This window comes from Streptomyces diversicolor, assembly GCF_057537855.1.
Map to the genome: position 1 here is coordinate 160062 of NZ_BAAJXA010000001.1, position 24115 is coordinate 184176.

General features: G+C 72.7%; 21 protein-coding genes. 8 read left to right on the forward strand and 13 right to left on the reverse strand.

Features of this window, described 5'->3' with window-relative positions; translation table 11 throughout:
- Positions 1 to 8 precede the first annotated feature (8 nt).
- On the forward strand, positions 9 to 1976 hold the full coding sequence (locus tag AC27LF_RS00610; RefSeq protein ID WP_479661751.1) for a helix-turn-helix domain-containing protein: 1968 nt from the start codon (positions 9 to 11) through the stop codon (positions 1974 to 1976).
- On the opposite strand, the gene AC27LF_RS00615 is transcribed toward AC27LF_RS00610, so the two are convergent.
- A complete protein-coding gene (locus tag AC27LF_RS00615) occupies positions 1952 to 3091 on the reverse strand; it encodes an IS701 family transposase (protein ID WP_479661752.1) in 1140 nt (379 codons plus the stop codon). The two genes, AC27LF_RS00610 and AC27LF_RS00615, sit on opposite strands and share 25 nt — an antisense overlap.
- Before the next feature lie 234 nt (positions 3092 to 3325).
- Here AC27LF_RS00615 and soxR point away from each other — a divergent pair, with 234 nt between their 5' ends.
- On the forward strand, positions 3326 to 3781 hold the full coding sequence (gene soxR, locus AC27LF_RS00620) for a redox-sensitive transcriptional activator SoxR (RefSeq protein ID WP_479661753.1): 456 nt from the start codon (positions 3326 to 3328) through the stop codon (positions 3779 to 3781).
- Here soxR and AC27LF_RS00625 read toward each other — a convergent pair.
- Together AC27LF_RS00625 and AC27LF_RS00630 are read right to left on the reverse strand one after the other, a co-directional pair.
- Complete coding sequence (locus AC27LF_RS00625; protein WP_479661754.1) at positions 3744 to 4760, reverse strand: Gfo/Idh/MocA family protein; 1017 nt, start codon at positions 4758 to 4760, stop codon at positions 3744 to 3746. The two genes, soxR and AC27LF_RS00625, sit on opposite strands and share 38 nt — an antisense overlap.
- Positions 4757 to 6064 (reverse strand): NDP-hexose 2,3-dehydratase family protein, encoded by a 1308-nt coding sequence (locus tag AC27LF_RS00630; protein ID WP_479661755.1) that lies wholly within the window; start codon positions 6062 to 6064, stop codon positions 4757 to 4759. Before AC27LF_RS00630 ends, AC27LF_RS00625 begins: the two co-directional genes overlap by 4 nt.
- Positions 6065 to 6321: 257 nt before the next feature.
- On the opposite strand from AC27LF_RS00630, the gene AC27LF_RS00635 reads away from it, so the two are divergent.
- The 4 genes from AC27LF_RS00635 (at position 6322) to AC27LF_RS00650 (ending at position 10134) form a co-directional block, all read left to right on the forward strand.
- Complete coding sequence (locus AC27LF_RS00635) at positions 6322 to 7794, forward strand: MFS transporter (protein ID WP_479661756.1); 1473 nt, start codon at positions 6322 to 6324, stop codon at positions 7792 to 7794.
- Positions 7795 to 7897: 103 nt separating this feature from the next.
- Positions 7898 to 8203, forward strand: a complete 306-nt coding sequence (locus AC27LF_RS00640; RefSeq protein ID WP_479661757.1) for an antibiotic biosynthesis monooxygenase family protein — start codon at positions 7898 to 7900, stop codon at positions 8201 to 8203.
- A 32-nt stretch (positions 8204 to 8235) separates the two neighbouring features.
- Entirely contained in the window at positions 8236 to 9135 is a 900-nt protein-coding gene (locus AC27LF_RS00645; protein WP_479661758.1) for an LLM class flavin-dependent oxidoreductase, read from the forward strand.
- Positions 9136 to 9288: 153 nt separating this feature from the next.
- Positions 9289 to 10134, forward strand: coding sequence for an AfsR/SARP family transcriptional regulator (locus AC27LF_RS00650; RefSeq protein WP_479661759.1), 846 nt, complete (start codon positions 9289 to 9291; stop codon positions 10132 to 10134).
- Between the two features lie 91 nt (positions 10135 to 10225).
- Here the strand turns inward: AC27LF_RS00650 and AC27LF_RS00655 are convergent, their stop codons facing one another.
- Positions 10226 to 11356, reverse strand: coding sequence for a nucleotide disphospho-sugar-binding domain-containing protein (locus AC27LF_RS00655; protein WP_479661760.1), 1131 nt, complete (start codon positions 11354 to 11356; stop codon positions 10226 to 10228).
- A gap of 162 nt (positions 11357 to 11518) precedes the next feature.
- On the opposite strand from AC27LF_RS00655, the gene AC27LF_RS00660 reads away from it, so the two are divergent.
- Together AC27LF_RS00660 and rfbB are read left to right on the forward strand one after the other, a co-directional pair.
- The gene (locus AC27LF_RS00660; RefSeq protein ID WP_479661761.1) at positions 11519 to 12580 is read left to right on the forward strand and encodes a glucose-1-phosphate thymidylyltransferase; all 1062 of its coding nucleotides are present in this window, start codon (positions 11519 to 11521) and stop codon (positions 12578 to 12580) included.
- Positions 12577 to 13566 carry a dTDP-glucose 4,6-dehydratase gene (gene rfbB / locus AC27LF_RS00665; RefSeq protein ID WP_479661762.1) on the forward strand — a complete coding sequence of 330 codons (990 nt, stop codon included), beginning with the start codon at positions 12577 to 12579 and terminating at the stop codon, positions 13564 to 13566. The genes AC27LF_RS00660 and rfbB overlap by 4 nt, the downstream gene beginning before the upstream one ends.
- Before the next feature lie 65 nt (positions 13567 to 13631).
- Here rfbB and AC27LF_RS00670 read toward each other — a convergent pair whose 3' ends face one another.
- The 9 genes from AC27LF_RS00670 to asnB all read right to left on the reverse strand — a co-directional run bounded on the left by AC27LF_RS00670 (position 13632) and on the right by asnB (position 24012).
- A complete protein-coding gene (locus AC27LF_RS00670) occupies positions 13632 to 14819 on the reverse strand; it encodes a 3-hydroxybenzoate 6-monooxygenase (RefSeq protein ID WP_479661763.1) in 1188 nt (395 codons plus the stop codon).
- Positions 14819 to 15166, reverse strand: a complete 348-nt coding sequence (locus tag AC27LF_RS00675) for a hypothetical protein (protein WP_479661764.1) — start codon at positions 15164 to 15166, stop codon at positions 14819 to 14821. The genes AC27LF_RS00670 and AC27LF_RS00675 overlap by 1 nt, the downstream gene beginning before the upstream one ends.
- The gene (locus AC27LF_RS00680; RefSeq protein ID WP_479661765.1) at positions 15163 to 17037 is read right to left on the reverse strand and encodes an anthranilate synthase family protein; all 1875 of its coding nucleotides are present in this window, start codon (positions 17035 to 17037) and stop codon (positions 15163 to 15165) included. Before AC27LF_RS00680 ends, AC27LF_RS00675 begins: the two co-directional genes overlap by 4 nt.
- A complete protein-coding gene (locus AC27LF_RS00685; protein WP_479661766.1) occupies positions 17034 to 17711 on the reverse strand; it encodes an isochorismatase family protein in 678 nt (225 codons plus the stop codon). The genes AC27LF_RS00680 and AC27LF_RS00685 overlap by 4 nt, the downstream gene beginning before the upstream one ends.
- Positions 17708 to 18487 (reverse strand): 2,3-dihydro-2,3-dihydroxybenzoate dehydrogenase, encoded by a 780-nt coding sequence (locus AC27LF_RS00690; RefSeq protein WP_479661770.1) that lies wholly within the window; start codon positions 18485 to 18487, stop codon positions 17708 to 17710. The genes AC27LF_RS00685 and AC27LF_RS00690 overlap by 4 nt, the downstream gene beginning before the upstream one ends.
- Before the next feature lie 55 nt (positions 18488 to 18542).
- Positions 18543 to 19715: a 3-deoxy-7-phosphoheptulonate synthase gene (locus AC27LF_RS00695; RefSeq protein WP_479661767.1), complete on the reverse strand. Its 1173-nt coding sequence runs from the start codon at positions 19713 to 19715 to the stop codon at positions 18543 to 18545.
- A 208-nt stretch (positions 19716 to 19923) separates the two neighbouring features.
- Positions 19924 to 21225 carry a multidrug effflux MFS transporter gene (locus AC27LF_RS00700; protein ID WP_479661768.1) on the reverse strand — a complete coding sequence of 434 codons (1302 nt, stop codon included), beginning with the start codon at positions 21223 to 21225 and terminating at the stop codon, positions 19924 to 19926.
- 236 nt (positions 21226 to 21461) lie between these two features.
- Positions 21462 to 22154 carry a DsbA family oxidoreductase gene (locus tag AC27LF_RS00705; protein WP_479658003.1) on the reverse strand — a complete coding sequence of 231 codons (693 nt, stop codon included), beginning with the start codon at positions 22152 to 22154 and terminating at the stop codon, positions 21462 to 21464.
- A 4-nt stretch (positions 22155 to 22158) separates the two neighbouring features.
- Complete coding sequence (gene asnB / locus AC27LF_RS00710) at positions 22159 to 24012, reverse strand: asparagine synthase (glutamine-hydrolyzing) (protein WP_479658002.1); 1854 nt, start codon at positions 24010 to 24012, stop codon at positions 22159 to 22161.
- Positions 24013 to 24115 lie beyond the last annotated feature (103 nt).

Here is a 24115-nt window from a genome sequence, read left to right on the forward strand (position 1 = left end):
GAAGGACCATGTCCCCAGCGTCCCGCCGGCTTCCCACGGTGATGGATGTCCTGTCCGCACTCGCCGAGCAAGGAGCCGCGCATCGACTGGACGAACTGCTCCTGGACGCACGGACGCTCGGCGCGAGCACGCAGCAGATGCGGGAACTGGAGCAGGCGGTCGCGCTCGGCTCGTCCGTCCTGGACCGGTTCGCGCAGGCCCAGGACAGAGAGGCGACGCTGGTCTCGCTCGTGGACACCTCCCGTGATCTGGCCGAGGCGATGGCCGAGAGCGTGCAGGGCACCCTGCGCACCGCGGCGCAGCGGGCCCGCCGATTACTCCGGGTCGATCTCGCCTATCTGGGGCTGCACGAGCAGGCCGACGGGTCGATCACGGTCGTGGCGTCGGAGGGCGATGTGACGGCGCTGAACATAGGGCTGCGGGTCGTCGCCCCGTTCGGGATCGGGCGCGCCGCCCTGGACAAGGGGGCACCGTTCTCCACCTCCGACTATCTGGCCGACCCCTCCATCGAGCACTCGGAGGAGATCGACGAGGTGGTGCGCGCGGAGGGCCTGCACGGGATGGTGGCCGTGCCGTTCCGGGCCTCCGGCGGGGTGTCGGGAGCCCTGTACGCCGCGCATCGCGAGGTGCGCTGGTTCACCGCGCAGGAGATCAGCTCGCTGTCCACGCTCGCTTCCCTGACCGCGACCACCATCGGCACGGCCCGGCTGATCGAATCGCTCGGCGCGCAGAAGGCGGAGCTGGAGAGCGACGGCGCCCAGGCGTGGTCCATCGTCGGCGCGCACCGCCGGATGGAGGCGGCGTACGACCATCTGCTGACCCTGGTGGACGACGGCAGCCCACTGGAGACGATCACCGAGGTGGCGGCGACCGCGCTGGGCGGGGCGCTGGCGGTGCGCGAACTGGGCGGCGAACTGCTCGCCGCGCACGGCCGGCTGCCCGAGTACGAGGACGAGATCCTGACCCAGCGCAGTCTCGACGCGATGGCGGCGGGCGAACCGGTGCCGCTGGACGACGGGGCGTGGGTGGCCCCGCTCACCGGCGGCGGCGATCCGCTGGGCACGGTGCTGTTCCTGCCGGACACGCCGTTCACCGGGCAGCGGGGTCCGCGCGCGCTGCGGCTGGTGGTCAGGACGATCGCGCTGTCCCTGCTGCGCGACCGGAACCGGGCGACGGCCGAGGGGCGTTCCCGTGACGCCCTGTTCGAGGCGCTGCTGGCACCGGACTCCACGGGCCTTGCGTGGCGGCAGCTGGGGGAGCAGGCGAGCCGGCTCGGGATCGCGCCCGAGACGCCGTACGTCGTGGTCGTGGCGCGTCCGGAGGGCGGTTCGCTGCGGCGGGCGACCGCGTGGGCGACGTCGTACGCGCATCGCAAGCGGGGACTGAAGAGCGTGCGGGGCGACTGTCTGTCGTTGCTGCTGCCCGGCGGTGACGCGGCGGCCGCCGCGCAGGCCGCGCACAAGGAGCTGTCGCCGCTGCTGGGCGTGCCGGTGACGGTGGGGGCCGCGGGGCCGCGGACGGGCCTGCTGGAGGTGGCGGGGCTGCACGCCGACGCCCAGCGCTGTCTGACCGCGCTGACCGAGCTCGGCAGCCAGGGCAGTGTCGCCACTCCGGAACAACTGGGCTTTCTGGGCGTGCTGTTGACGGATGTGCTGAGCGTTCCGTCGTATGTGGAGTCGGTGCTCGGACCGGTGCTGGCCCACGACGAACAGCGCTACACGGAGTTCGCCCGCACCCTGGAGGTGTACTTCGCGGCCGGGGCGAGCCCGCGGCGGGCGGCCCGCGTGCTGCACATCCACCCGAACACGGTCGCCCGCCGCCTCGACCGCATCACCGAACTGCTCGGGGAGAACTGGCAGGAGCCGGGCCGCACCCTGGAGATCCAGCTGGCGCTGCGGCTGCACCGGACCCGCAACACACTGCTCGGCAGGCTGCCGCGCACGGCCCGGCGTCAGGCGGACAGCGGCAACGCGTAGGAGGTGTGCGCGTCCGAGGCCGCCGACACCGTGTGGGCCACCGAGGCGAGGGTCATGTGCCGGTGCCAGCCCGGGAAGGAGCGGCCCTCGAAGTCGCGCAGGCCGACCCGGTCGCCCAGCGGCTCGCCGTCGGCGCGCACCCGGGCCGCGTACTTGGTCAGGCGCAGCAGCGTGCCCGCGGAGGCGCCGCGCACCCAGGTCAGCCACAGGGCCGCGGGCGGGCGCCGCGGATCGGTCCACTCGCCGAGCAGCAGCAGCCGGTGCCCGGCGGCGGCGCGGCCCGCGCGGACCGGGACGGCGGCCACCAGGGAGCTGCGGCGCACCCGGGTGCGGCCGGGGTCGGGCCAGGTCACCGGGCGGCGCAGCCCGCGCAGCGCCTGCAGGATCTGCCCGGCGGGCAGCGGTCCCGCCCCGGCGCCCGGCAGCGCGGGGTCCGCCACGGTGAGCGGGGTGCGCGCGGTGATCCGGGCGAGGAAGGGCACACCGGCCCGGGTGAACGCGTCGGCGACGGCGCCGGGCCTGGCCGGTATGTGATCCAGCGCCACCGGGCGTCCCGTGGTGCGGCCCGCGCCGCCGATCGCCAGGGAGACGGCGCACTCGTCCAGGTCCTCCGGTGCGGCGGACGCGGGTATCTCGGCGCGGGCGCGTCGCGGGGCCTCGCTCAGCCAGCTGTCCGGCAGATGCAGCCGCCAGTCGACGGGGGCGGCCAGCTGCTCGGCGGCGCACCACAGGCCGAACGCCAACTGGCCGTGCACGGACTGGCCGAGGCCGGGCACATAGAGCCGGTCCACGCCGACCGAGTGGGTGCCCGCCTTGGGTATCGGCAGGGCCCGCACCGTCCACACATGCCGCGGGGCGCGTTCGGCCAGCGTCTCGGCGAGCGCCGCGCGCACCGGGGCCCAGTCCCAGGTCGAACTGGTGATGAAGTGGTGCAGGCTCTGTTCCGTGGCGCCGTCGCCCGCGCCGCTGAGCGAAGCGGAGATGTTGCGCACCGATTTGCGGCCCTCGGTGGCGAGCAGTCCCGTGAGGTAGAGCTCCGCCTTGGTGCGCTGGTCACGGCGGCGCAGGGACGCGAAGAGCCTGGAGGACAGTCCGGGTCCGGCGGATGCGATCACGATGCTTCTTCTCCCGCTGTCACAGGGGTACGGTCACCACGCGATGTGTGTCTCCACCGTCGGTGCCACAGCCCGCTCGGCGGGAGGGCCGCCGACCACACACTTCGGTGCCTCCCTCGTTGTCCAGGTCACCGGGGAGCGCCGCCACCTGGGGAAACGTCGGGTGCTCCGGTGACATGACACAGTCGGTGCGAGTCGATCGGGAGGACGCGCCAAGGCTCATAGCGTGGGTGGATGGACCGAGAACCGTCCCGTCCGCCGGCCAGGGAACTCACCGTGGGGGAGCTCGCGGCACGCAGCGGCGTACGCCCCTCGGCACTGCGTTTCTACGAGCGCCAGGGGCTGATCCACAGCCGTCGTACGGGCGGCAACCAGCGGCGCTACCGCCGGGACACGCTGCGCCGGGTCGCCGTCATCAGGACCGCGCAGGCGGTGGGGATCTCTCTGGCCGCGATCCGGGAGGCGTTCGCCGAACTGCCCGAGGGCCGCACCCCCACCCGGGAGGACTGGGCCAGACTGGCCCGGTCCTGGCAGCCGGAACTGGACGCCCGTATCCGCCAGTTGCGGGCGTTGCAACAGCGGTTGACGGAGTGCATCGGCTGCGGCTGTCTGTCGCTGGAACACTGCGCGCTGTCCAATCCGCACGATGTGCTCAGCCGGCAGGGCCCGGGGGCGCGACGGCTGCCGTGAGGTGCCCGGCGGCACGGGCGGCGGCGCGGACGTCGTCGGTCAGACGGGCCAGGTCCGCGGAGCGCTCGGCCGCCGCACGGCAGGACTCCGGGTCGCGGACGGCCGCGGCGAACGCGGCGACGGCCGCCGCGCACTGGTCGGCCGCGGGCAGTGCGATGCCGCGGACGGCGCCGTCCCGCTCCAGCGTCACAGCGGGCCGGTGGTCCGCGGGTGGCGTAAACGCCCGGTCGACGGTGATACGTCCCCGGGTGCCCCACAGTTCGTAGCGGGACGTGTAGGCGTGCTCCATGCCGAAGGACAGCTGGGCGCACACCCCGTCCGCGCGGCGCAGCAGCACCGACCCCTCGACGTCGACGCCGGTGGGGCCCTGCCGCAGGGCGGCTCCGACGACGGCGAGGCCGGTGCCGAGGAAGTGCTGCGCGGCCCTGAGCGGATAGACACCGACGTCCAGCAGGGCGCCGCCGCCGAGGTCCGGCCGGTGGCGTATGTCGTCGGCGGGGCGCGGCGGGATCGCGAACGCGGCGGACATCTGCCGGAGTTCACCGATCTCGTCCCGGAGCAGGCGGCGCACCCGGGCGTGCTGCGGATGGTGCACGAACAGGAAGTTCTCCACGAGGGCGAGCCCGCGCCCCGCGGCCCGCCGCACGGCCTCCCGGGTGAGGCCGGCGCCGGTGGTGAGGGGCTTCTCCGCCAGGACGTGACGGCCCGCGTCCAGGGCGCGCAGCACCCACTCGGCGTGCAGCGCGTTCGGCAGGGGGATGTACACGGCGTCCAGGCCCGGGAAGTCCAGCAGCCGCTCATAGCCGCGTACGGGGCTGCCGCCGAAGCGCGCGGCGACCTCGCGGGCCGCCGTCGGGCGGCGGCTGGCGACGGCGGCCAGTTCGATGTCCGGGCTGCCGGCCATGGCGGGCAGCATGCGGCGCAGCGCGAACTCGGCGCAGCCCATGACCCCCACGCGTACCGGCCGCTGCGGTCTCATGCGATGAACCCCATGCAGGTCAGCAGGTTGCGTGTCTCCACGTTGAGCAGTCCCCCGTACTGGTTGATCCGGGCCAGCTGGCCGCAGGTCGCCCAGTGGAAGCCGTCGGGGACGTCGACGGGGAAGTCGTCATGGACCTCGACGGCCCGGTAGCGGTTGCGGGCGTGGTAGAAGCGGCCGCCCTCCTCGGAGTGCACCACGTCGAACAGGACGCGCTCGGGGTGTGCGGACAGGACGGTGTCGAGGTAGCGGGGGCGCACCCCGTCGGCGAGGTGCGCGTAGTTGCCCGGGCTGCACTGCACGGTCGGGGCGATCTCGACGCCGTCCGGGGTGCCGGCCTCGGCCCTGGCCTGCACGAGGACGTGCGGGACACCGTCGATCCGGCGGACGACGAAGGCGACGACGCCCTCCCCGCAGGGCGCGAGCATCGGCTGGGACCAGTGCGCGACCTCGCGGTTCTCGGCCCGTACGTCGACGCCGACGACACGGAAGTAGCGGTCGTGCTCGTGCCGCAGTTCCTCGTCGGTCAGCCGCCAGCCCTCGGTCTTGGCGAGCGGCACGGTACGGCGCGTCGTGCGGTCCATGGTCTTGTGGTGGGTCAGCCAGCTGAGCAGGTCCGCCAGGGAGTGGGCGGGGGCACCGCGAAAACGCCCGCCCGCGGGCAGCAGCGCGTCCGGCAGGTGCGACAGCACGGTACGGGTGTCCATGTTGACCAGGTCGTGCACCTTCAGCAGGTCGCCGATCTGGTCGAGGGAGAGCCAGCAGAAGTCGTCGAGGACCGGGATGTCGTCGTCGATCAGCAGCACGATGTTGCGGTTGCGCTTGGCCAGGAACCACGAGCCCTGTTCGCTCTGCAGCGCGTCGGCCAGCGGGCGGCCGTGTCCGCGCGCGATGAACAGCTCCAGGTAGGGCACCGCGCGCCCGCGGTGCACGCGGGTGTAGTTGCTCCGGGTCGCCTGCACGGTCGGGGAGAGCTGGAGGGTGTTGATGTTGCCCGGCTCCATCTTGGCCTGGAGCAGGCAGTGCGGCACACCGTCGAACTCCTTGACCAGGATGCCGAGGACACCGTGTTCCGGCTGGTTGATGATCGGCTGCTGCCAGTGCCCGACCTCGCGCCCCGAGCCGGTCACGTCCAGGCCGTGCACCGTGAAGAAGCGGCCGCTGGTGTGGTGGAGATCGCCGGTGACCGGGTCCGCGGTCCAGCCGTCGAGCCGGTTCAGCGGCGCGGGCGTCACCCGGTACTCGTTCGCTTCGTGACGTTTCGCAAGCCAGTGGTGGAAGTCCGCCAGGTCCGTGAACACCATCGCACTCTCCTCGAAAGACCGTCGTGGGCCGGCCGGCGGGGGCAAGCCCCGGCCGTCGGGACCCAGGCTCGCCCACGGCCCTAGAGACTTCCTGACGGGAATCTGGGCCCCCGACCGACCTGACGAAGTGCGCGAGCCGCACTGGACCTCAACCGAACTTGACCTTCTACGTTCGGTGCTGTCCGCGTCATATCCGGGAAGGGAAAGCGATGAGCACAGCCGGAACGAAGTCATCTCCACCACAGTCGAGTCCGGCCATGACGCTCGTCGTTGTGCTGCTCGGCGTCCTCGTCGTCCCCATGTCCATCTCCGGGGCGGCCGTGGCGCTGCCGGACATCGGCAAGGACCTGGACACCTCGGGCGCCCCCCTGATGTGGGTGGTGAACATCTACAACCTGCTCTTCGCGGCGATCACGCTCGTCGCGGGCTCGCTGTCCGACCTGTTCGGACGGCGCCGGATCTTCGTGCTGGGCGGCGGGCTGTTCGCCGTGGGCTCGCTGATCAGCGCGCTCGCTCCGCACATCGCGGTGCTCGACCTGGCCCGCGCCGTCGCGGGCGTCGGCGCCGCCGGCGTCCTGGCCAGTTCCGGTGCGATCCTGGCGACCACGTTCGACGGGGCGGCACGCACCCGTGCCTTCGCCGCCATGGGCACCGTGGTCGGCATCGGCATCGCCTTCGGGCCGACACTGTCCGGCTGGCTCGTGGGCAGCCTCGGCTGGCGCGCCAGCTTCCTATTCTACGTGGTGGTGCTGGTCTTCGTGCTGCTGGGCACCGTCAAGGTCGGCGAGTCGCGGGCCGGGGAACGACCGCGCGTCGACGTCCCCGGCGTGGTCACCTTCGTGCTCGGTCTGGCCCTGGTGATGATCGGCCTGGTGCAGGGGCCGGAGAGCGGCTGGACGGATCCGCTGATCGTGGTCAGCCTCGTCCTCGGCGTGGTGCTGCTCATCGTGTTCTCGATCGTCGAGCGCCGCAGCGCCCACCCGGTCCTCGACCTGACCCTGATCAAGAACCGCCGCTACACCGGCTGGTGCGTCGGCACACTGATCACCTCGATCGGATTCGTCGGCACGCTGACCTATCTGCCGACCTACTTCCAGGGCGCGAGCGACGCCTCGGCGACCAGCGCCGGTGTGACCATGCTCCTGATGACGGTGCCGGTGCTGGTCGCCCCGCAGATCGGCGGCTGGCTGATCACCCACGGCTTCCCGCCGCGCATCCTGATGATGCTCGCCCTGCTGTTCATCGCGGCGGGCAGCGCATGGCTGACCGTCCTGGAGCCCGGGATCGGCGCGGGCCGGCTCGCCGGGCCGCTGGTCGTGATCGGCATCGGCATGGGCATCTCGTTCGGCATCACGGACGGCCAGGCCATGAGCCAGGTCGAGCCGGAGCGGGCGGGCATGGCGGCCGGGTTCCTCAACACGATCCGCGGCGGCGCCGAGGCCCTGGTCCTGGCGATCTTCGGGTCCCTGCTGGTCAGCCTGATCCAGAGCCGGGTCGGTTCGGCGCACCTGGCCAAGGAGATCTCCGCGGGCAATCTGCCCGAGGGCCCCGAACACGCCGTGCTCGCCGACCACTTCAGCAGCGCCTGGCACATCGCCTTGTGGTGGGTGGCGGGCGTCTGCGCCCTCGGCGCGGTCCTCGTGACGGCCATGCTCTCCGGCTCCGCCGCGCCCCGCTCCGCGGGCCCGGCCCCGAAGCGTGCGTCCGAGTCCGAGAACCAGCCCGTCTGAGACCGGCGGCCGGAGCCGGAGCCATTCCCCCGTCGCCGGCTCCGGCCGTCCTTTCGTCCACCGTCAGGCCCGACGCGCCACCCCCTCACCCTTGGGAGCCCGCATGTACGTCATAGCCAACCGGATCACCGTCACCGGTTCGACCGAGCTGTACGAGGAGATCTACGCCCGAGGCGGCGCCTTCATGGAGCGGCAGCCGGGGCTGATCCGCCATCAGCTGGTGCGGTCGCTGCACGAGCCCGACGTGTACTTCTCGCTCGCGCTGTGGGACGACCAGGAGTCCTTCGAACGGTGCGCGGCGCAGGCGGAGTTCCAGCAGATCTTCGGCCGGACCAAGGGGCTCGTCGACATCGACCATCATCGCTGCGCCGTCGTCAGCATGGGGGAGCCGGCCCCGGCCGCGCAGTGACCGCCGCCCGCTCATCCGCCGGAGGAGAACTCATGGTCAAGACAGGCATCTCGTACTCGTCCCTCAGCGCGCCCGACGGCTCGCTGCCCACCCCGCAGGAGGTGGCACACCGCGCCGAACAGGCCGGCCTCGACTCCCTGTGGGCCAGCGACCACCTGGCCACCGGTGCCCCGTTCCTGGAGAGCACCGTGGCGCTGGCCGCCGCTGCCGCCGCCACCAGCAGGCTCGAAGTGGGCTTCGGGGTCTTGCAGTTGGCCCTGCGCAGGCTGTCCTGGGCGGCCAAGCAGATCGGTTCACTGCACGCACTGGCACCGGGCCGGCTGCACCTGGGCGTCGGCCTGGGCGGCGTACCGGCCGAGGAATGGCAGGCCGCCGGGGTGCCGGTCGCCGAGCGGGCCCGGCGCACCGACGCGGCGCTGCGCGCGCTGCCCTCGCTGCTGGCCGGCGAGGTGACACCGCTTCCCGACCTGCCGCACACGACGGTGGCCCTGGCCCCCGCGGTGCCCGTGCCGCCGGTGTGGATCGGCGGCGGCTCACCGGCCGCCCTGCGCCGGGCCGCGGCACTCGGCGACGGCTGGCTGCCGGCCGCGATCACCCCTGAGGGCGTCGCCGAAGGACGGGAGACATTACGGGAGTTGAGCGCGGCGGCCGGGCGGTCGGTGTCGCGTGTCACGGTCACCGTGTTCGCCGCGCTCGACGGGCACATGGGCGGACTGTCGCACGACGCGCTGGTGGACGTGCTGCACGGACAGTTCGGGTTCCCGCGTGAACTCGCCGACGCGGTCGCGGTGTCCGGGCCGCCCGAACTGATCGCCGAGCGCATCACGGCGTACGCGTCCGCGGGCGCCGAACACGTCGTGGTCTGCCCCGTCGGCGGGTCCTGGGAGCAGCAGATCGAACTGCTCGGGAAGGCGCGGCAGTTGATCTCCTGATTGCACGGCGGGGCCGACAACGCATTGTGCCCGGCGTCCTTCGCCACCTGACAGAATATACCCGGTTCCGTTGCACCCCGATCGATCCGTGCCAGAAAGTGGGGGCCTCACGCGGCAGGATCCGAACTGCCCCCATATCGTTCAGGGGAATCAATGGAATTTCGTGTCCTGGGGCCGATCTCCGCCATGGACGATGGGATCGAGTATCTTCCGACGGCGCCCAAGCAGCGGCATCTGCTGGCCCTGTTACTGCTTCACGCAAATCTTCCGGTGTCCACCGAGATATGCAGTCAGGAACTGTGGGAGAACAATCCACCGCCGAGCGCCTTACCGACCCTGCAGACCTACATCCTGCAGATCCGGCGCTCCCTCGCCCGCTCGCCCTCGATCTGCTCGTTGAAGTCCGCCCGGAAGAAGCTGGTCACGGGCTCGCGCAGCTATCGCATCGTCACCGAACCCGACGCCCTCGACCTCACCCGCTTCAGCCGGCTGCTCCAGGAGGGCCGGGTGGCGCAGCGGGGCGGTGACGACCGGGCCGTGTCGCGGATCTTCCGGGCCGCGCTGTCCCTGTGGCGGGGTGAGGTCCTGGCCGACGTGACGCCGGGGCCTCATCTGCGCGAGCGGGTCAACAGCCTCACCGAGCTGCGGCTCGGCATGATGGAACAGTGCTTCGAGGCCGAGCTGCGACTCGGCCTGCATCACCAACTCCTCAGCGAACTGGGCGCGTTGTCCGCACGGCATCCGCTGAACGAGAACCTGACCGCCCAGTACATGCTGGCCCTGTACCGGTCCAGCCGGCAGGTGGAGGCGCTGGAGGCGTTCCACCGGCTGCGGCGGACCCTCGCCGAAGAACTCGGCATCGAACCGTGCCTGCGGGTCCGGCTGCTGCACGAGGCCATCCTCACGGGCGACCCCCGGCTCGACACCGACCTCGTGGACGGGCTCACCCCGGGCCGGGAGAGGGCGGCCGCCGGTTCCTCGGCCCGCCCGTCGTGGTGAGGGGCCGTGCGGAGCGTCCCGCGCACTCAAGGCCGCGGGGTGGCACCGGGAACCCGGTGCCACCCCGCGGCCGTGTCCGTGGCCGGTGGAATCAGCCGGCCAGGTCCTCCAGGGCGCCCACGACCCGAGCGGGCAGCGGCATGGCGGCGATCTCCGCGGCGAGCGCCTGCGAGCGCTCCCGGTAGGAGGGGTCGCCGAGGATCTTCTCGCAGGCGGCGACCACGGCGTCCTGGGAGTCCTCGCCGTCCGGCACCATCAGCGCGGCACCGAAGTCGACGAGGCGGCGCGAGGGCGGCACCAGCTTGGGCATGTTGGGGATGAGCAGCTGCGGAACGCCCGCGTTCATCGCCGTCAGGGCAGTGCCGCCGCCCGCGTGGTGGACGACCAGGTCGCAGGTGGGCGCGACCACGTCCAGCGGCATCCAGCCGGCCCGCACATGGTGCAGCCCCTCGGTCAGCTCGCCCGCGACCTCGTCGGGCACGGCGATGAGCAGTTCGGTGGCCAACGCGCTGACCTTGCACGCCAGTTCACGCACATACTCGAAGTACTGATGGCGGCTGACCCGGCTGCCCGCGGTCACCAGGATCCTCCGGCGGTCACCGGGGACGTACATCCACGGCTTAAGGGCGCGCTGTCCGTTGCCGGGGACGTACCGCATCGGCAGCGCGTCGAAGGCGTCCTCGGGGCGCAGGCTGGGCGGGCAGATGTCGATGTACAGATCGTGCTCCGGCAGCCGGTCCAGGCCCAGCGCGGTCAGCTCGGGCTCCATGACGCTCGCCGCGGCGCCGTCCACCTCGGCGGGCTCGCCGGTGTCCCAGGCCTGGCGCACATAGGGGACGCCGAGGGCCTTCGCTGCCAGCGGCGCGGCGAAGCAGAGCATGCCGCCGACCACCAGGTCGGCCTTCCAGGCGCGGCCCACCTCGATCAGCGCGGGCAGACTGTCGGCGGCCATGCGGCCGAAGCCGCGGCCGATGAAACGGATGTGCTCCTCGGGGTCCTTCGGCCACTGAAGGGCCTCGCCCGAGCGGCCGGTCGTCATGAAGTCACGGATCGAGCGGGCGGTGACGGGGACGCCCGGCAGCCCGGCGCCGGCGGCCACCGGCATCATCTCCTCGGTGGAGGCGAGGAACACCTGGTGCCCCGCGTTCCGGGCGGCCGTGGCGAGCGGCGCCAGGCCGAAAATCGTCGCCGGGCTTCCCCCGGCCAGAAAGAGAATATGCATGGCCGTCACCCTAGGAATGCGTTCTAGGGAACTCACAGGAGATTTCTGGAGGGCACTCGCCGGCCTGCCTTGGCAGACCGCTAAGACTTCTCAAGGGCACCGCAAGACCGTTGCGGCATTGTCGTACCCGGCGCTTCCCCACCTATTGAGTGAGAGGTTGCAATGAAAGCACTCGTCCTGTCGGGTGGAATGGGAACCCGGCTCCGCCCCCTGACCCACTCGATGGCCAAGCAGTTGGTCCCGGTGGCGAACAAACCGGTCCTGGTGCACTGCCTGGAGAACATCCGCGCCATCGGCGTGAGCGAGGTCGGCATCATCGTCGGGGACCACGCCGCGGAGATCGCCGCCGCGGTCGGCGACGGCACGCGGCTCGGCCTGCGGATCACCTACATACGGCAGCAGGCGCCGCTGGGCCTCGCGCACTGCGTGGCCATCGCCGAGGACTTCCTGGGCGACGACGACTTCGTGATGTACCTCGGGGACAACGTGCTCGTCGAGGGCGTCGCAGAGGCCGCCGAGTCCTTCCTGGCGCGCCGCCCGGCCGCCCAGATCATGGTCACCAAGGTGCTGGACCCGCGGCAGTACGGCGTCGCCGAGGTCGGCCCGGACCGCGTCGTGCGGGCCCTGGTGGAGAAGCCGCGGCACCCGCGCAGCGATCTCGCCGTCATCGGCGTGTACTTCTTCACCCCGCTCATCCACGAAGCGGTGCGCGCCGTCCCGCCCGGCGCGCGGGGCGAACTGGAGATCACCGACGCCATCCAGCACCTGGTCACGCGGGGCCGCACGGTCACCGCCGTGGAGTACGCCGGATACTGGCAGGACACCGGGAAGATCGACGGCCTGCTGGAGTGCAACCGCGTGCTGCTCGACCGGGTCGTGTCCGACGTACGCGGCCGGGTCGACGAGGAGAGCGTGCTGGGCGGCGCCGTGATCGTCGAGCCCGGCGCCACCGTGGTGCGCTCCCGGCTCACCGGACCGCTCGTCGTGGGCGCCGACACCGTCGTCCAGGACAGCCGGATCGGCCCGCACACCGCGCTCGGCGCCGGCTGCACCGTGCACGGCGCCGACATCGAGGACTCCATCCTGCTGGACGGCGCCGTGCTGGACGGGGTCCGGCCGGTGCGCGCCTCGCTGATCGGCCGCGGCGCGAAGGTCACCTCGCCGCCCGGCACCCGTGCGCACCAGCTCGTCGTCGGCGACGACTGCCGGGCGGTGGTCGCGTGACACACCGCGTCCTGGTCACCGGCGGCGCCGGGTTCATCGGCTCGCACTTCGTGCGCAGCCTCCTTCAGGGCCGTTACGAAGGCTACGAGAGAGCCGAGGTGACCGTCCTCGATCTGCTCACCTACGCCGGCAACACCGCCAATCTGCCGCTCGACCACCCGCGGTTGACGCTGGTCAAGGGCGACATCTGCGACGAGGAACTGGTGCGGGCGCTGCTGCCCGGCCACCGCGAGGTCGTGCACTTCGCGGCCGAGTCGCACGTGGACCGCTCGCTGCTCGGGCCGCGCGCCTTCGTCACGACCAATGTGCTCGGCACCCAGACGCTTCTGGAGGCCGCCCTGCACTGCGGTGTCCGGACGTTCGTGCACATCTCCACCGACGAGGTGTACGGCTCCATCGAGACGGGCAGCTGGGACGAGGCGGAGCCGCTGCTGCCCAACTCCCCCTACGCGGCGTCCAAGGCGTCCGCGGACCTGCTGGCCCGCGCCTACTGGCGCACGCACGGCCTGGACGTGCGGATCAGCCGCTGCTCCAACAACTACGGTCCGCGCCAGCACCCCGAGAAGCTGATCCCGCTGTTCACCACCAACCTGATCAGCGGCCTGAGCGTGCCGCTGTACGGGACGGGCCACCAGATGCGCGAGTGGCTGCATGTGGACGACCACTGCCGGGCCGTGCATCTGGTGCTCGCCCGGGGCCGGGCCGGCGAGATATACAACGTGGGCGGCGGCACGGGCCTGACGAACCGTGAGATCACCGAACGGCTCCTGGAGCTGTGCGGCGCGGACGCCTCCCGGATCCGGCTCGTCACCGACCGCAAGGGCCACGATCTGCGGTACGCGATCGACGACTCGAAGATCCGCGAGGAGCTGGGCTACCGGCCGCTGAAGCCCTTCGACACGGGACTGCGGGAGACGGTCGAGTGGTACCGCGGCCACGAGGACTGGTGGCGCCCGCTCAAGCAGGGCGGGACCGGCCCGGCGTGACGCCCGGGCCCCCGTGACGCGAAGGCCGCCCCGTGCACCGGGGCGGCCTTCGCGTGCGGCGTGTCTCAGCCGACGCCGGGGGCGGCGAAGGAGCGCTCGCCGTGCAGCCACTGCACGGCGTCGTACAGATCGGTCACCGACAACGCCCCGAGCATCGCGTTGCGTTCGGCCGCGGCCCGGCCCGCGGGGTGGTAAAGGCGCTCGCCCATCTGGCGCGCGACCCGCTGCGCCCTGGCCGTCCGCTCGCGGCGCGCGGCGGCGTACTTCTCCAGCCGCTGCGGTACGTCGTCCAGGGCCGCCCCGTCGAGCAGCCCGCCCAGCACCACCGCGTCCTCCAGCGCCTGGCAGGCGCCCTGGGCGGCGTACTGGAGCATGGGATGCGCGGCGTCGCCGAGCAGGGCGACGCGGCCCTCGGTCCAGGTCCCGACGGGGTCACGGTCGCACAGCACCCAGCTGCGCCAGTCACGGCCCAGCTCCAGCAGCCGGCGGGCGAAGGCGCCGAGGCCGGGGAACTCGCCGAGCACCCGTTGCCTGGGCACCGGCACCCCGGCCACCGCCTCGCGCGCGCCGTCGTCCCGGGTGACCGCGAGATTCAGGAACGCGCCGGAGGCTATCGGGTAGTGGACGAAGTGCCACTTCGGGCCCGCCCACAGCGTGACGGCGTTCCAGCGCAGCTCCCGGGGCACCGTGTCCATCGGCACCACGGACCGGTAGATCGTGTGCCCCGACACGCGCGGTTCGCCGTCGCCGACGAGCTGGGCGCGCACGGTGGAGCGGATGCCGTCGGCACCGATCAGGGCGTGGCCCCTGGCCCGTCGGCCGTCGGCCAGGACGGCGGTGACGCCGGCCGCGTTCTGTTCGTAGCGCACCAGGCCGCTCGCCACCCGCAGGCCGACCCCGGCCTCGCGGCAGGCGTCCAGCAGCGGCCGGTGCAGGTCGGCGCGGTGCACGACGGCGTACGGGTTGCCGAAGCGGGTCACATACGCGCCGGTCAGCGGCATCGCGGCGATCGTCTCGTCCGTGGTGCCGTCCATCAGGCGCAGCGCGTCGATGCGCACGGCACGGTCACGGACGGCGTCGCCGACGCCGAGCCGGTCCAGGGCGTGGAAGGCGTTCGGGCCGAGCTGGATGCCGGCCCCCAACTCGCCGAAGGCATCCTGGCGTTCGAGTACGGTGACCCGGCATCCGGCCCGGGCCGCGGCCAGGGCGGCGGCGAGCCCTCCGATGCCGCCGCCCACGACGACGAGATCCATCACGCGGCCGGGCTCCTCTCCGCGTAGGCGAGACCGAGCCCCGCGAGATCCGGCGTGCCGTGCCGGCCCTCGGTCACCGCCTCCACGTCGAAGACATGCACCTCCGCGGGCGGATAGCCGATGATCTCCGCGGCGCGCGCCGGCAGTTGCTGAGCCGCGGCCTGCGCGGACTCCCACAGGAAGAACGCGCCCCAGCGGCCGGTCGGCGCGTCGGACATCCACACCTTCAGCCGCAGGCCCGCCACCTGAGCGAACCGGGCGACGGCCTCCTCGCGCAGGAACGCCCGCAGCGACGCGGCGTCGCGTCCGGACGGCGCGAGATCCCACCAGGCAACGACGGCCTTCACGACCTGAGCACCTCCTTGATCAGCGAGCCCACGATGCGCGGGCCGTTCTGGGTGAGCAGTGACTCGGGGTGGAACTGAAGCGACGCGAAGCCCGGTCCGCGCAGGGCGTGCACCTCCCCGGTGTCCGGGTCCCGGCAGACCTCCACCGCGCCGACGCCGCCCACGTACACCTTGTCGTCGGTGCCGTGCGCGGCGAAGGTGTTGTAGAAGCCGGCCCGGACCGGCTCGCCGAACAGGTCGATGCGCCGCTGCTCGCCCTGGCTCGGGCGGGGCCTGCGGCGCACGTCGAGCCCGAGCAGCGAGGCCAGCACCTGGTGGCTGAGACAGACCCCGAGGAACGGCAGCCGGCGGTCCAGGAGTTCATGGAGGCCCGCGCGCAGATACGCGATCTTCGGATGGCCGGTGTCGGTGGGATCGCCCGGTCCCGGGCCCATGACGACGAGGTCGTGCGCGCCGAGGACATGCGGCTCGTCGTAGCGGCGTACGGTGACCGCCATGCCGAGCGCGCGCAGCTGATGGGCGAGCATCGAGGTGAAGGTGTCCTCGGCGTCGACCACCAGCGCGGTCCGCCCGCCGAGACCGGCCGGTGTGTCGTCCGCGCCGGACGCCAGCCAGAAACCGGCGACGCGGGTGTTGCGGCGGGCGAGTTCGGCACGCACCTCGGGGTGGTCGGCGAGCCTGCCGCCGCGGCCGGCGAGCGCGTCGAGCAGCCCGGCCGCCTTCGCCCGGGTCTCGGCGACCTCGGCGGCGGGATCGGAGTGGCGGACCAGGGTGGCCCCGACCCCGATCTCGACCCTGCCGTCCTGGGCCAGGTCCGCGGTGCGGATGAGGATGGCGGAGTCCAGGGCAGGACCGCCCCGCTCGTCCCGTCCGATGAGCGCGGCCAGCCCCGCGTAGTAGCCGCGCCCGCCCGGCTCGTAGCGCGCGATGACACGCGCGGCGTTCTCCAGCGGGCTGCCGGTGACCGTCGGGGCGAACAGGGTCTCGTGCAGGATGTCCGGGATCGGGCGGCTGCAGCGGCCCTCGATGAAGTACTCGGTGTGGGCGAGCCGCGCCATCTCCTTCAGCCGCGGGCCCACGACCCGGCCGCCGCCCTCGCAGATACGGCCCATCATCTTCAGTTCCTCGTCGACGACCATGTACAGCTCGTCGGTCTCCTTGGTGTCCCGCAGGAACTCCATGACCTCGTCGAGGACCGGGCCGGTGGGCGGATAGCGGTAGGTGCCGCTGATCGGGTTCATCACCGCCCGCCCGGCGTCCAGGCTGAGGTGCCGCTCCGGGGAGGCACCGACGAGGGTGCGTTCCCCGGTGTGCACCAGGAACGTCCAGTACGCCCCGCTCTCCTGGCCGAGCAGCCGGCGGAAGAAGCGGACGGCGGTGTGCGCGTCGTGGCCGTCGACCCGGGCCACGAAGGAACGCTTCAGGACGAAGTTGGCGCCCTCCCCGGTGCCGATCTCGTCCTCGACGACGCGCCGGACGGCCGCCGCGTAGGTCTCGTCGTCGGGTTCGAAGCGGCCACCGCGCAGCACGGCGGGGGTGGCGGGGACGCGGGCCAGCACATCGGCGAGCGCCACGCGGGCCTGCTCGCGCACGACGAGGGCGGTGAGCGGCGTGCCGTCGTCGGGTGCCGCGTAGCCGCGTTCGGCGAGCTGCCGGTACGGCACGAGGACCAGGGCGTCATGGCGTACCGCGGCGCCGTCCGGGCCTGAGGCGGCAGCGGGCAGGGCCGAGAGGTCGGACAGGGTGTCCAGGGTCACGGTGTCACCCGCCAGCACCTCCACGACGCCGGGCCCCGTGGCCTCGGGCCGGTACAGCAGCGCGTAGGCGGCCACGGCCCCGCCGAGCACACGCTCCACAAGGGCGTCGGTCATGGCCGCTCCCCGCGCCCGCCGGCCGCACGCACCGCCGCGTCGAAGTGCCCGGCCCCGATGACGACGGCGCACCGCCGGGCCGCGTACCGCAGGGCCATGCGGTGCTCGTCCGCGCCGAAGTCGGCGACCGCGTCGGCCACGACGAACGGCTGGATGTCGTGCGAGAACGCCTCGCACGCCGTCATCAGGACACCCACATGGGCGTACACGCCGCAGATGACGAGCTGGTCGCGCCGCTTGCTCCGCATCCAGTCGAGCAGCCGGGTGTTGACGAAGGCGCTGTAGCGCCATTTGGTGAAGGTGTGGTCGGCCGGGGACGGCGCGAGGTCGCCGACGACCGCGCGGTCCTCGGCCGACGGGGTCATGCCCGGCCCCCAGAAGTCCTTGAGGAGACCGCGCTGACGCGGTGTCATACCGCCCGGCTGCGCCGTGTAGGCGACGGGCATCCCGGTGTCGGCCGCGGCGCGCCGCACCAGCGCCGTGTGGGCGATCAGCGGTGTGCGCACCGATTCCGGGAAGGGGCGCAGGAAGAAGCGCTGCATGTCGTGGACGAGAAGCGCGGCGCGCCGCGGATCGGGCGTCCAGCGCGCCGTGTTGGCGGGCAGATCGCCGGGGCCCGGCAGCGGATAGTCCTCGATCGCGGGGATGCCGGGGGCGTCCAGCGCCCGGGTCATGCGGACACCCCCAGAGCGGCGCCGCCGTCGACGGTCAGGGACTGCAGCGTGATGTGCCGGGCCTGGTCGGAGAGCAGGTAGACGACGGCGTCGGCGACATCGCCGGGACGGGCGATCCGGCCGAGCGGGATGCCCACCCGGTACGCGTCGGGCACGCCCTCCAGGGTGCCGGTGCGCCCGGACGGATCGCGCCACAGCGAGGCGAGCATGGGGGTCTCGGTGGAGCCGGGCGCGACGACGTTGCAGCGGATGCCGTACCGGGCCACTTCGAGGCCGAGGCACTTGGTGAACATGGTCGCGGCCGCCTTCGACGCCGCGTACGCCGCCATGTCCGTGCGGGGCGTCGCCGCGGCGTTCGAGGCGACCGTGACCACGGCTCCCCGGCGGCGCGCGTCGAGCATGCGGCGCACCACGCCGCGGGAGACCAGGAAGACCCCGGTCGCGTTGACGGCGAAGGTGCCGGCCCAGTCCTCGTGGCTGAGGGTGTGGGCGGGTCCGGGCCTGAGCACTCCGGCCGCGTTCACCAGGCTGCCGACGCCGCCGAGGCGCTGCTCGACATCGTCGAGCAGCGCCTCGACGGCCCGTTCGTCGCTGACGTCGGCGGTGAACGCGTGGACGTCGAGCCCGTCGGCGCGGGCCTTCTGCGCGAGGACGTCGGGCCGGGCCCCGGCCCGGTCCACGGCGGCGACGGTGACGCCGTGCTCACCCAGGGCCCGTACGATCGCGACTCCGATGCCGCCTGCCGCGCCGGTGACCAGGGCCGTGGCCCGGGGCAGGTCCGTTTTCGGGTTCAACTTGCCTCCAATGACATGTCGTTGGTCCCCCGTGCCGTCAGCCGCGCCAGGCCGCGGCCACGGCGATGGCCTGGGCGGGGTTGAGCCGCGGGTCGCAGAAGCTGGTGTACTTGCCGGCGTCCCGTTCCTCGGGCGCCTCCCGGGACAGGCACTCGGCGACGTCGTCGGGCGTGGTCTCCAGGTGCAGCCCGGTCGCGGTGCCGCCGGCCTCGTAGACCGCTTCGTAGAAGGTCTCCACCTCGTGGACGACCGTTTCGAGGAAGCGGGTCTTCAGGCCGTCCGGGCCGGTGACGGTGTTGCCGTGCATCGGGTCGCACAGCCACAGGACGGGGTGGCCGGCCTGCCGTACGGCGCGGACCAGCCGGGGCAGCCGGGTGCTGACGGCGGCGGCGCCCATGCGGGCGATCAGCGTCAGCCGGCCCGGGTCGCGGTGCGGGTCGAGCCGGTCGCACAGGGCGAGCAGTTCCTCGGGGGTAATGCCGGGACCCACCTTGCAGGCGACCGGGTTCACGACGGCGGAGTGCAGGGCGACGTGCGCGCCGTCCACCTGCCGGGTGCGCTCGCCGATCCAGGGCCAGTGCGTGGACGCCAGATACGGGGAACCGTCCGCGTCCTCGCGCAGCAGGGGCAGTTCGTAGTCGAGGACGAGCGCCTCGTGGCTGGTCCACACCGCGGCGTCCACGTCATGCCCCGGAGTGGGCTGCTGCCAGCCGAGGTGGCGCAGCACGCTGCTCGCCGCGTCGTAACCGGTCAGCAGCCGGCGCGGGTCCGGTGTGCGCAGCAGCGGGTCCGGCTCGGGGCTGTTGACGAGGTGCCCGCGGTAGACCGCGAGGGCCCGCCCGGCCACGGTCTCCGTCGGCTGCGAGCGGGGCTTGGCGAACTGGCCGGCGATCCTCCCGACGCGCAGCACCGGCTTGTGGGACAGCGACTTGAGGGTGCCGGCGAGCAGGTCGAGCAGCGCCGCCTTGCGCGCGACGTATCCGCGCGTGCACTCCTCGGGGTCCTCCGCGCAGTCTCCCGCCTGGATGACCTGGACGGCTCCGGAGGCGGCCCGCGCCAGCAGGGAGCGCAGCCGGTGGACATCCCGCGCCCGCACCAGCGGGGGCCGGGCCGCGAGATCGTCCCGTACCTGGTGCAGTGTGTCGTCGTCCTCCCACTCCGGCTGCTGGGAGGCGGGCAGTCGGCGCAGGAGCGCGAGATAGTGGTCCACTGAAACCTCCTTCTGGACGGGTGCCGTGAATTCTCCGGGGCTGGAAATAGCACCGGAAAGGAATCGCTGCGGACTCCGTCAAGTCATCTTCCGGGAAGGCGAGGTGGGCCATCGGCGCACTTCACGGGCTGTGGAGCGGCCTGCTGAAATTCCCTTTCGGGGCGCGCTCGATCCTTTGGCCTCCCTATAGAACGCCTCCAGAACTCCATCAAGAATTCCCCAGGAAATCCCTGTGCGGCGCGGGTGCCGGACGGGACCCCGCGCTCGCCAGGCACAGCAGGGCGAGCGCGGCGGACCCGGTCATCCCGAGGAACATCGGCAGTGCGGTGCGGTCACCGCCGAGCCCCATCAGCGGGGCGGCCAGGGCGCCGAGCGCGCTCTGCGCGGTGCCGAGGACGGCGGAGCCCGCGCCGGCCGCGTGGGGCACCGCGCCGACGGCGAGGGTCGTGCCGTTGGCGAAGACCAGGCCGAGTCCGAGGAAGGCGAGCCCCAGCAGGGTGAAGGCCTCGATCCGGCCGAGCCGGCCCAGGGCCGTGACGGCGAGCGCGGCCGTCGCGGCAGCGGCCAGCAGGACCAGCCCGGCCAGCAGCAGGGACCACGGGCTGAACCTGCCGACGAGGCGGGCGCTCAGGGCGCTGGACAGGGTGGCCGTCAAGGCGCCAGCGGCGAAGGCCGCCGATGCCTGCCCGACGCTCAGTCCGAGCACGTTCTGCAGCAGGAACGGCGAACCGGCGATGTAGCAGAACAGCGCGGCGCTGCCGAACGCGAAGGCTCCGGTGAAGCCCAGGTAGGCGCGGTCGGCCAGGACGGAACGCACCGACCGGGCCACCGCGGCCGCCCCGACGGGGGTGCGCCGCGCGGGCGGCAGGCTCTCGGGGACGATCGCGTAGGCGGCGGCGAAGGTCACCAGGGAGGCCGCCGCGAGGACCCAGAACACGAGGCGCCACCCGGTCGCGGTGACCACGGCACCGCCCGCGAGCGGCGCCACGACCGGGGCCACGCCGCCCAGCGCCATGAGGATGCCGAACAGCCGTGCCGCCCGTTCGCCCCGGGCGAGGTCGGCGACCACCGCGCGCCCGACGACGAGTCCGGCCGCGCCGCCGACGCCGGTCAGCCAGCGCAGCAGGATCATCCACTCCAGTGTGGGTGCGACGGCGCACAGGGCGGTGGCACAGGCGCACACACCGGTGCCGACCAGAATCGGCCGCCGCCTGCCGAACCGGTCGGACAACGGCCCGAACACCAGTTGTCCGAGGGCCAGTCCCACCATGAAGGCGGTCAGTGTGAGCTGCACCCCGGAGGCGTCGGTGCCCAGGTCCCTCGCCATCCGCGGAAACGCGGGCAGGTACATGTCGGTGGCGAGCGGCATGACGAACGACAGCAGTGCGAGGACCGCGGTGAGCGCGGCGGACTCCCGCGCCGGCCGGACGGCACGGGACGGGCGCGGGGGCGACGACGGCGACGACGGCGACGACGACGGCGATGACGGCGACGGGGGCGGCGAGGGCATACGAGGCTCCGAGGGCGAGGAGCCCGCGCGCCCGAGGCACCGGGCTCCGGACGGGTGCACGGAAGTACGGGAGATAGGTCAGACGCGGAGGGGGTGTGGTCGGTAGTGGTGTGAGCAACTGGTGTGGGCGGAAGGCGTGGATGCGGGTGGTGTGGCGGGGCCCCATGTGGGCGGGACCGGTGTGGGCGGGGAGGGGGCGGGGTGCCGGGGTGTGGGCTGTGGCCTGGTGGTGGGGGTCAGGTGGGCGGTGGGAGGCCGTGCCGGGCCTCGGCGGCGTCGAGGAACGCGTCGGCCCAGCCGGGGTCGAACGCCTCCAGGCGGGGCAGGCCGCCGGTCTGCGGGTCACCGGTCCAGGTGAGCCGGACGCCCGGGTTGTGCGCGGTCCAGCCGTACGGTCCGAACAGGTGCGGGCTGCCCCGCACTGCGGTGTCCCGCGCGGCACGCCACTGCGCGAAGACCTCGGCGCGGCCGGACCCGCGGGCCAGCGCCCCGGCCAGCGCGTCCGCGTCGACCTCCGGGCACCCGGCCGCGACGTCGAGGATCACCGGGACGACGCTGACGCAGCGGCTCTCGGCGTAGAAGGCGTGCCGCAGCGCGGCGTCCAGCGCGTCCGAGCCGCGCAGCCCGCCGATCGCCGGATCCTTCGCCGCCTGGACGGCCTCCAGTGCGGGCAGCGTGGTGCACGGATAGGCGGCGTCCCGGCCGGCCCAGACCCGCCAGCCGAGTTCGGGCCGCGCGGCCCCGATGACGACGACCTCCGGTTCCACGATGTGCCGCGGCGTCGGCTCGGCGTTGAACAGCTCCAGCGGGAAGGCCCGGTGGTCGATCAGCAGCTCATGGCCCCGGGACCGGGCGGCGGTCCGCACGGTGTGCAGCGCGAGCCCGGCCCAGGGACAGCCGATGTCCGACCAGACGGTGAGCACGGTCACGGGCTCAGAGCTCCACCTGTACGCCGTACCGGGTGACCCAGGCGTCGAACTCCAACAGCCGCTCCAGGACCGCGCGGGCGCTCCACGGCCCGCCCATCGCATACGCGCCGACGGGCCGGCCGAGAAGCTTGCGGACGGCGTCGGCCGAGACCAGCCGGAGCACCGGGGAGCCCTCGGTGAGCAGGCCCTCCACCATGCGGCGCAGGGCGAGTTCGTAGGTCACGTCCTGGGTCGAGGGGTAGGGGTTCTTCTTGCGGTCCAGGACGGAGTCCGGGAGGATCCCGCGCATCGCGGCGCGCAGCAGGCTCTTCTCACGGCCGTCGTGGGTCTTCATGGCCCAGGGGACGTTGAAGACGTAGTCGACGAGCCGGTGGTCGGTGAAGGGGACCCGCACCTCCAGGCTGACGGCCATGCTCATGCGGTCCTTGCGGTCGAGCAGGAAGTTCTCCCAGCGGGTGATGTTGAGGTAGCCGACCTCCCGCATCCGGGCCTCCAGACCCTGCTCGCCGTCCAGTCGCGGCACTTCGGCCAGGGCCTCGGCGTACCGCTGCTTGATGTACTCGCCAAGACCGAGCCGGTCCCAGATGCCGGCGTCGCGCAGGGCGCCGATGCCGCCCGCCTGCTCGAAGGGGTGGTGCCAGGGGAAGGTGTCGGCCTCGACGGCCGCCTTGTCGTGGAACCAGGTGTATCCGCCGAACAGTTCGTCCGCCGCCTCCCCGGACAGGGCGACGGTCATCCGCTTCCTCAGGGCGCGGCACAGCAGATACAGCGAGTACTCCATGTCGCCGGTGGACACCGGCAGGTCCTGCGCGCGCAGCACCTTGGCCCGCACCTCGGGGTCGAGCACGTCGTCGCTGTCGAGTTCGACGACGACATGCTCGGCGCCGACGTGCCGGGCGACCTCGATCGCGAACGGGGTGTCCGGGTCCTCCCACTGGACGTTGGCCTCGAAACGCTCGCTGTGCCCGGTGAAGTCCACGGAGAAAGCGCGCAGCGGCTGCCGTTCGCCCTGGGCGGCCAGGGCGCGGGCGGCGAGCGCGGTGACGGCGCTGGAGTCCAGACCACCGGAGAGCAGCGTGCCGACGGTGACGTCGGCGACGAGCTGCCGTTCGACGATGTCCTCCAGCAGTTCGCGCACCCGGCCGATCGTCGTGGGCAGGTCGTCCGTGTGCTCGCGCGCCGTGAGCCGCCAGTACTCGTGCTCGCTCAGCCCGTTCTCGTCGAACCGCACGACGGTCGCCGGACGCACCTCGCGCATGCCGCGGAACACCGCGTGCCCGGGCGTCTTGACGATGCTGAACATCTCGCGCAGCCCGTCGGCGTCCACGACCGCCTCGGCCTCCGGGTGGCTGAGGATCGCCTTGGGCTCGGAGCCAAAGAGGATGCCGTCGTCGGTGAGGAAGTAGTAGAGAGGCTTGACACCCATCCGGTCGCGGACCAGGAGGAGCCGTTCGGTGCGCGGGTCCCACAGGGCGAAGGCATACATGCCGTTCAGCCGCTCCGTGAAGTCCTCGCCCCACTCCAGGTAGCAGCGGAGCAGCACCTCGGTGTCGCTCGCGGTGCGGAAGCGGTGCCCGCGGCGTTCCAGCTCACCGCGCAGTTCACGGAAGTTGTAGATCTCACCGGTGTACGTGACGACCGGCGCGTCCGGTGCGCCGGGCGCGGCGGCCATCGGCTGCTTGCCGCCCTCCAGGTCGATGATGCTGAGGCGCTGGTGTCCGAGCAGCGCGTGGGCGGAGGCCCACAGCCCGTGTTCATCGGGGCCACGGCACTCCAGGGTGCGCGTCATTGCGGACGCGATGCCGGTGTGCCGGGTCAGATCACGTCGCAGACTCACCCATCCCGCGAGACCGCACATCGTCAATCGGTTCCTTTCACTAGGGTCCGTGGGCAGCATGTGCGGGGCGCCGACCCCGAACCACAGGAGCGCGGTTACCTCGTCAGGTCCCGCTCCGCGACCG

Bases quoted from the DNA above. Each gene is read 5' to 3' on its own strand.
- AC27LF_RS00610 (WP_479661751.1), top strand. From the start codon at position 9: ATGTCCCCAGCGTCCCGCCGGCTTCCCACGGTGATGGATGTCCTGTCC.
- soxR (WP_479661753.1), top strand. From the start codon at position 3,326: ATGGACCGAGAACCGTCCCGTCCGCCGGCCAGGGAACTCACCGTGGGG.
- AC27LF_RS00625 (WP_479661754.1), bottom strand. From the start codon at position 4,760: ATGAGACCGCAGCGGCCGGTACGCGTGGGGGTCATGGGCTGCGCCGAG.
- AC27LF_RS00630 (WP_479661755.1), bottom strand. From the start codon at position 6,064: ATGGTGTTCACGGACCTGGCGGACTTCCACCACTGGCTTGCGAAACGT.
- AC27LF_RS00635 (WP_479661756.1), top strand. From the start codon at position 6,322: ATGACGCTCGTCGTTGTGCTGCTCGGCGTCCTCGTCGTCCCCATGTCC.
- AC27LF_RS00640 (WP_479661757.1), top strand. From the start codon at position 7,898: ATGTACGTCATAGCCAACCGGATCACCGTCACCGGTTCGACCGAGCTG.
- AC27LF_RS00645 (WP_479661758.1), top strand. From the start codon at position 8,236: ATGGTCAAGACAGGCATCTCGTACTCGTCCCTCAGCGCGCCCGACGGC.
- AC27LF_RS00650 (WP_479661759.1), top strand. From the start codon at position 9,289: ATGGAATTTCGTGTCCTGGGGCCGATCTCCGCCATGGACGATGGGATC.
- AC27LF_RS00655 (WP_479661760.1), bottom strand. From the start codon at position 11,356: ATGCATATTCTCTTTCTGGCCGGGGGAAGCCCGGCGACGATTTTCGGC.
- AC27LF_RS00660 (WP_479661761.1), top strand. From the start codon at position 11,519: ATGAAAGCACTCGTCCTGTCGGGTGGAATGGGAACCCGGCTCCGCCCC.
- AC27LF_RS00670 (WP_479661763.1), bottom strand. From the start codon at position 14,819: ATGGATCTCGTCGTCGTGGGCGGCGGCATCGGAGGGCTCGCCGCCGCC.
- AC27LF_RS00680 (WP_479661765.1), bottom strand. From the start codon at position 17,037: ATGACCGACGCCCTTGTGGAGCGTGTGCTCGGCGGGGCCGTGGCCGCC.
- AC27LF_RS00685 (WP_479661766.1), bottom strand. From the start codon at position 17,711: ATGACCCGGGCGCTGGACGCCCCCGGCATCCCCGCGATCGAGGACTAT.
- AC27LF_RS00700 (WP_479661768.1), bottom strand. From the start codon at position 21,225: ATGCCCTCGCCGCCCCCGTCGCCGTCATCGCCGTCGTCGTCGCCGTCG.
- asnB (WP_479658002.1), bottom strand. From the start codon at position 24,012: ATGTGCGGTCTCGCGGGATGGGTGAGTCTGCGACGTGATCTGACCCGG.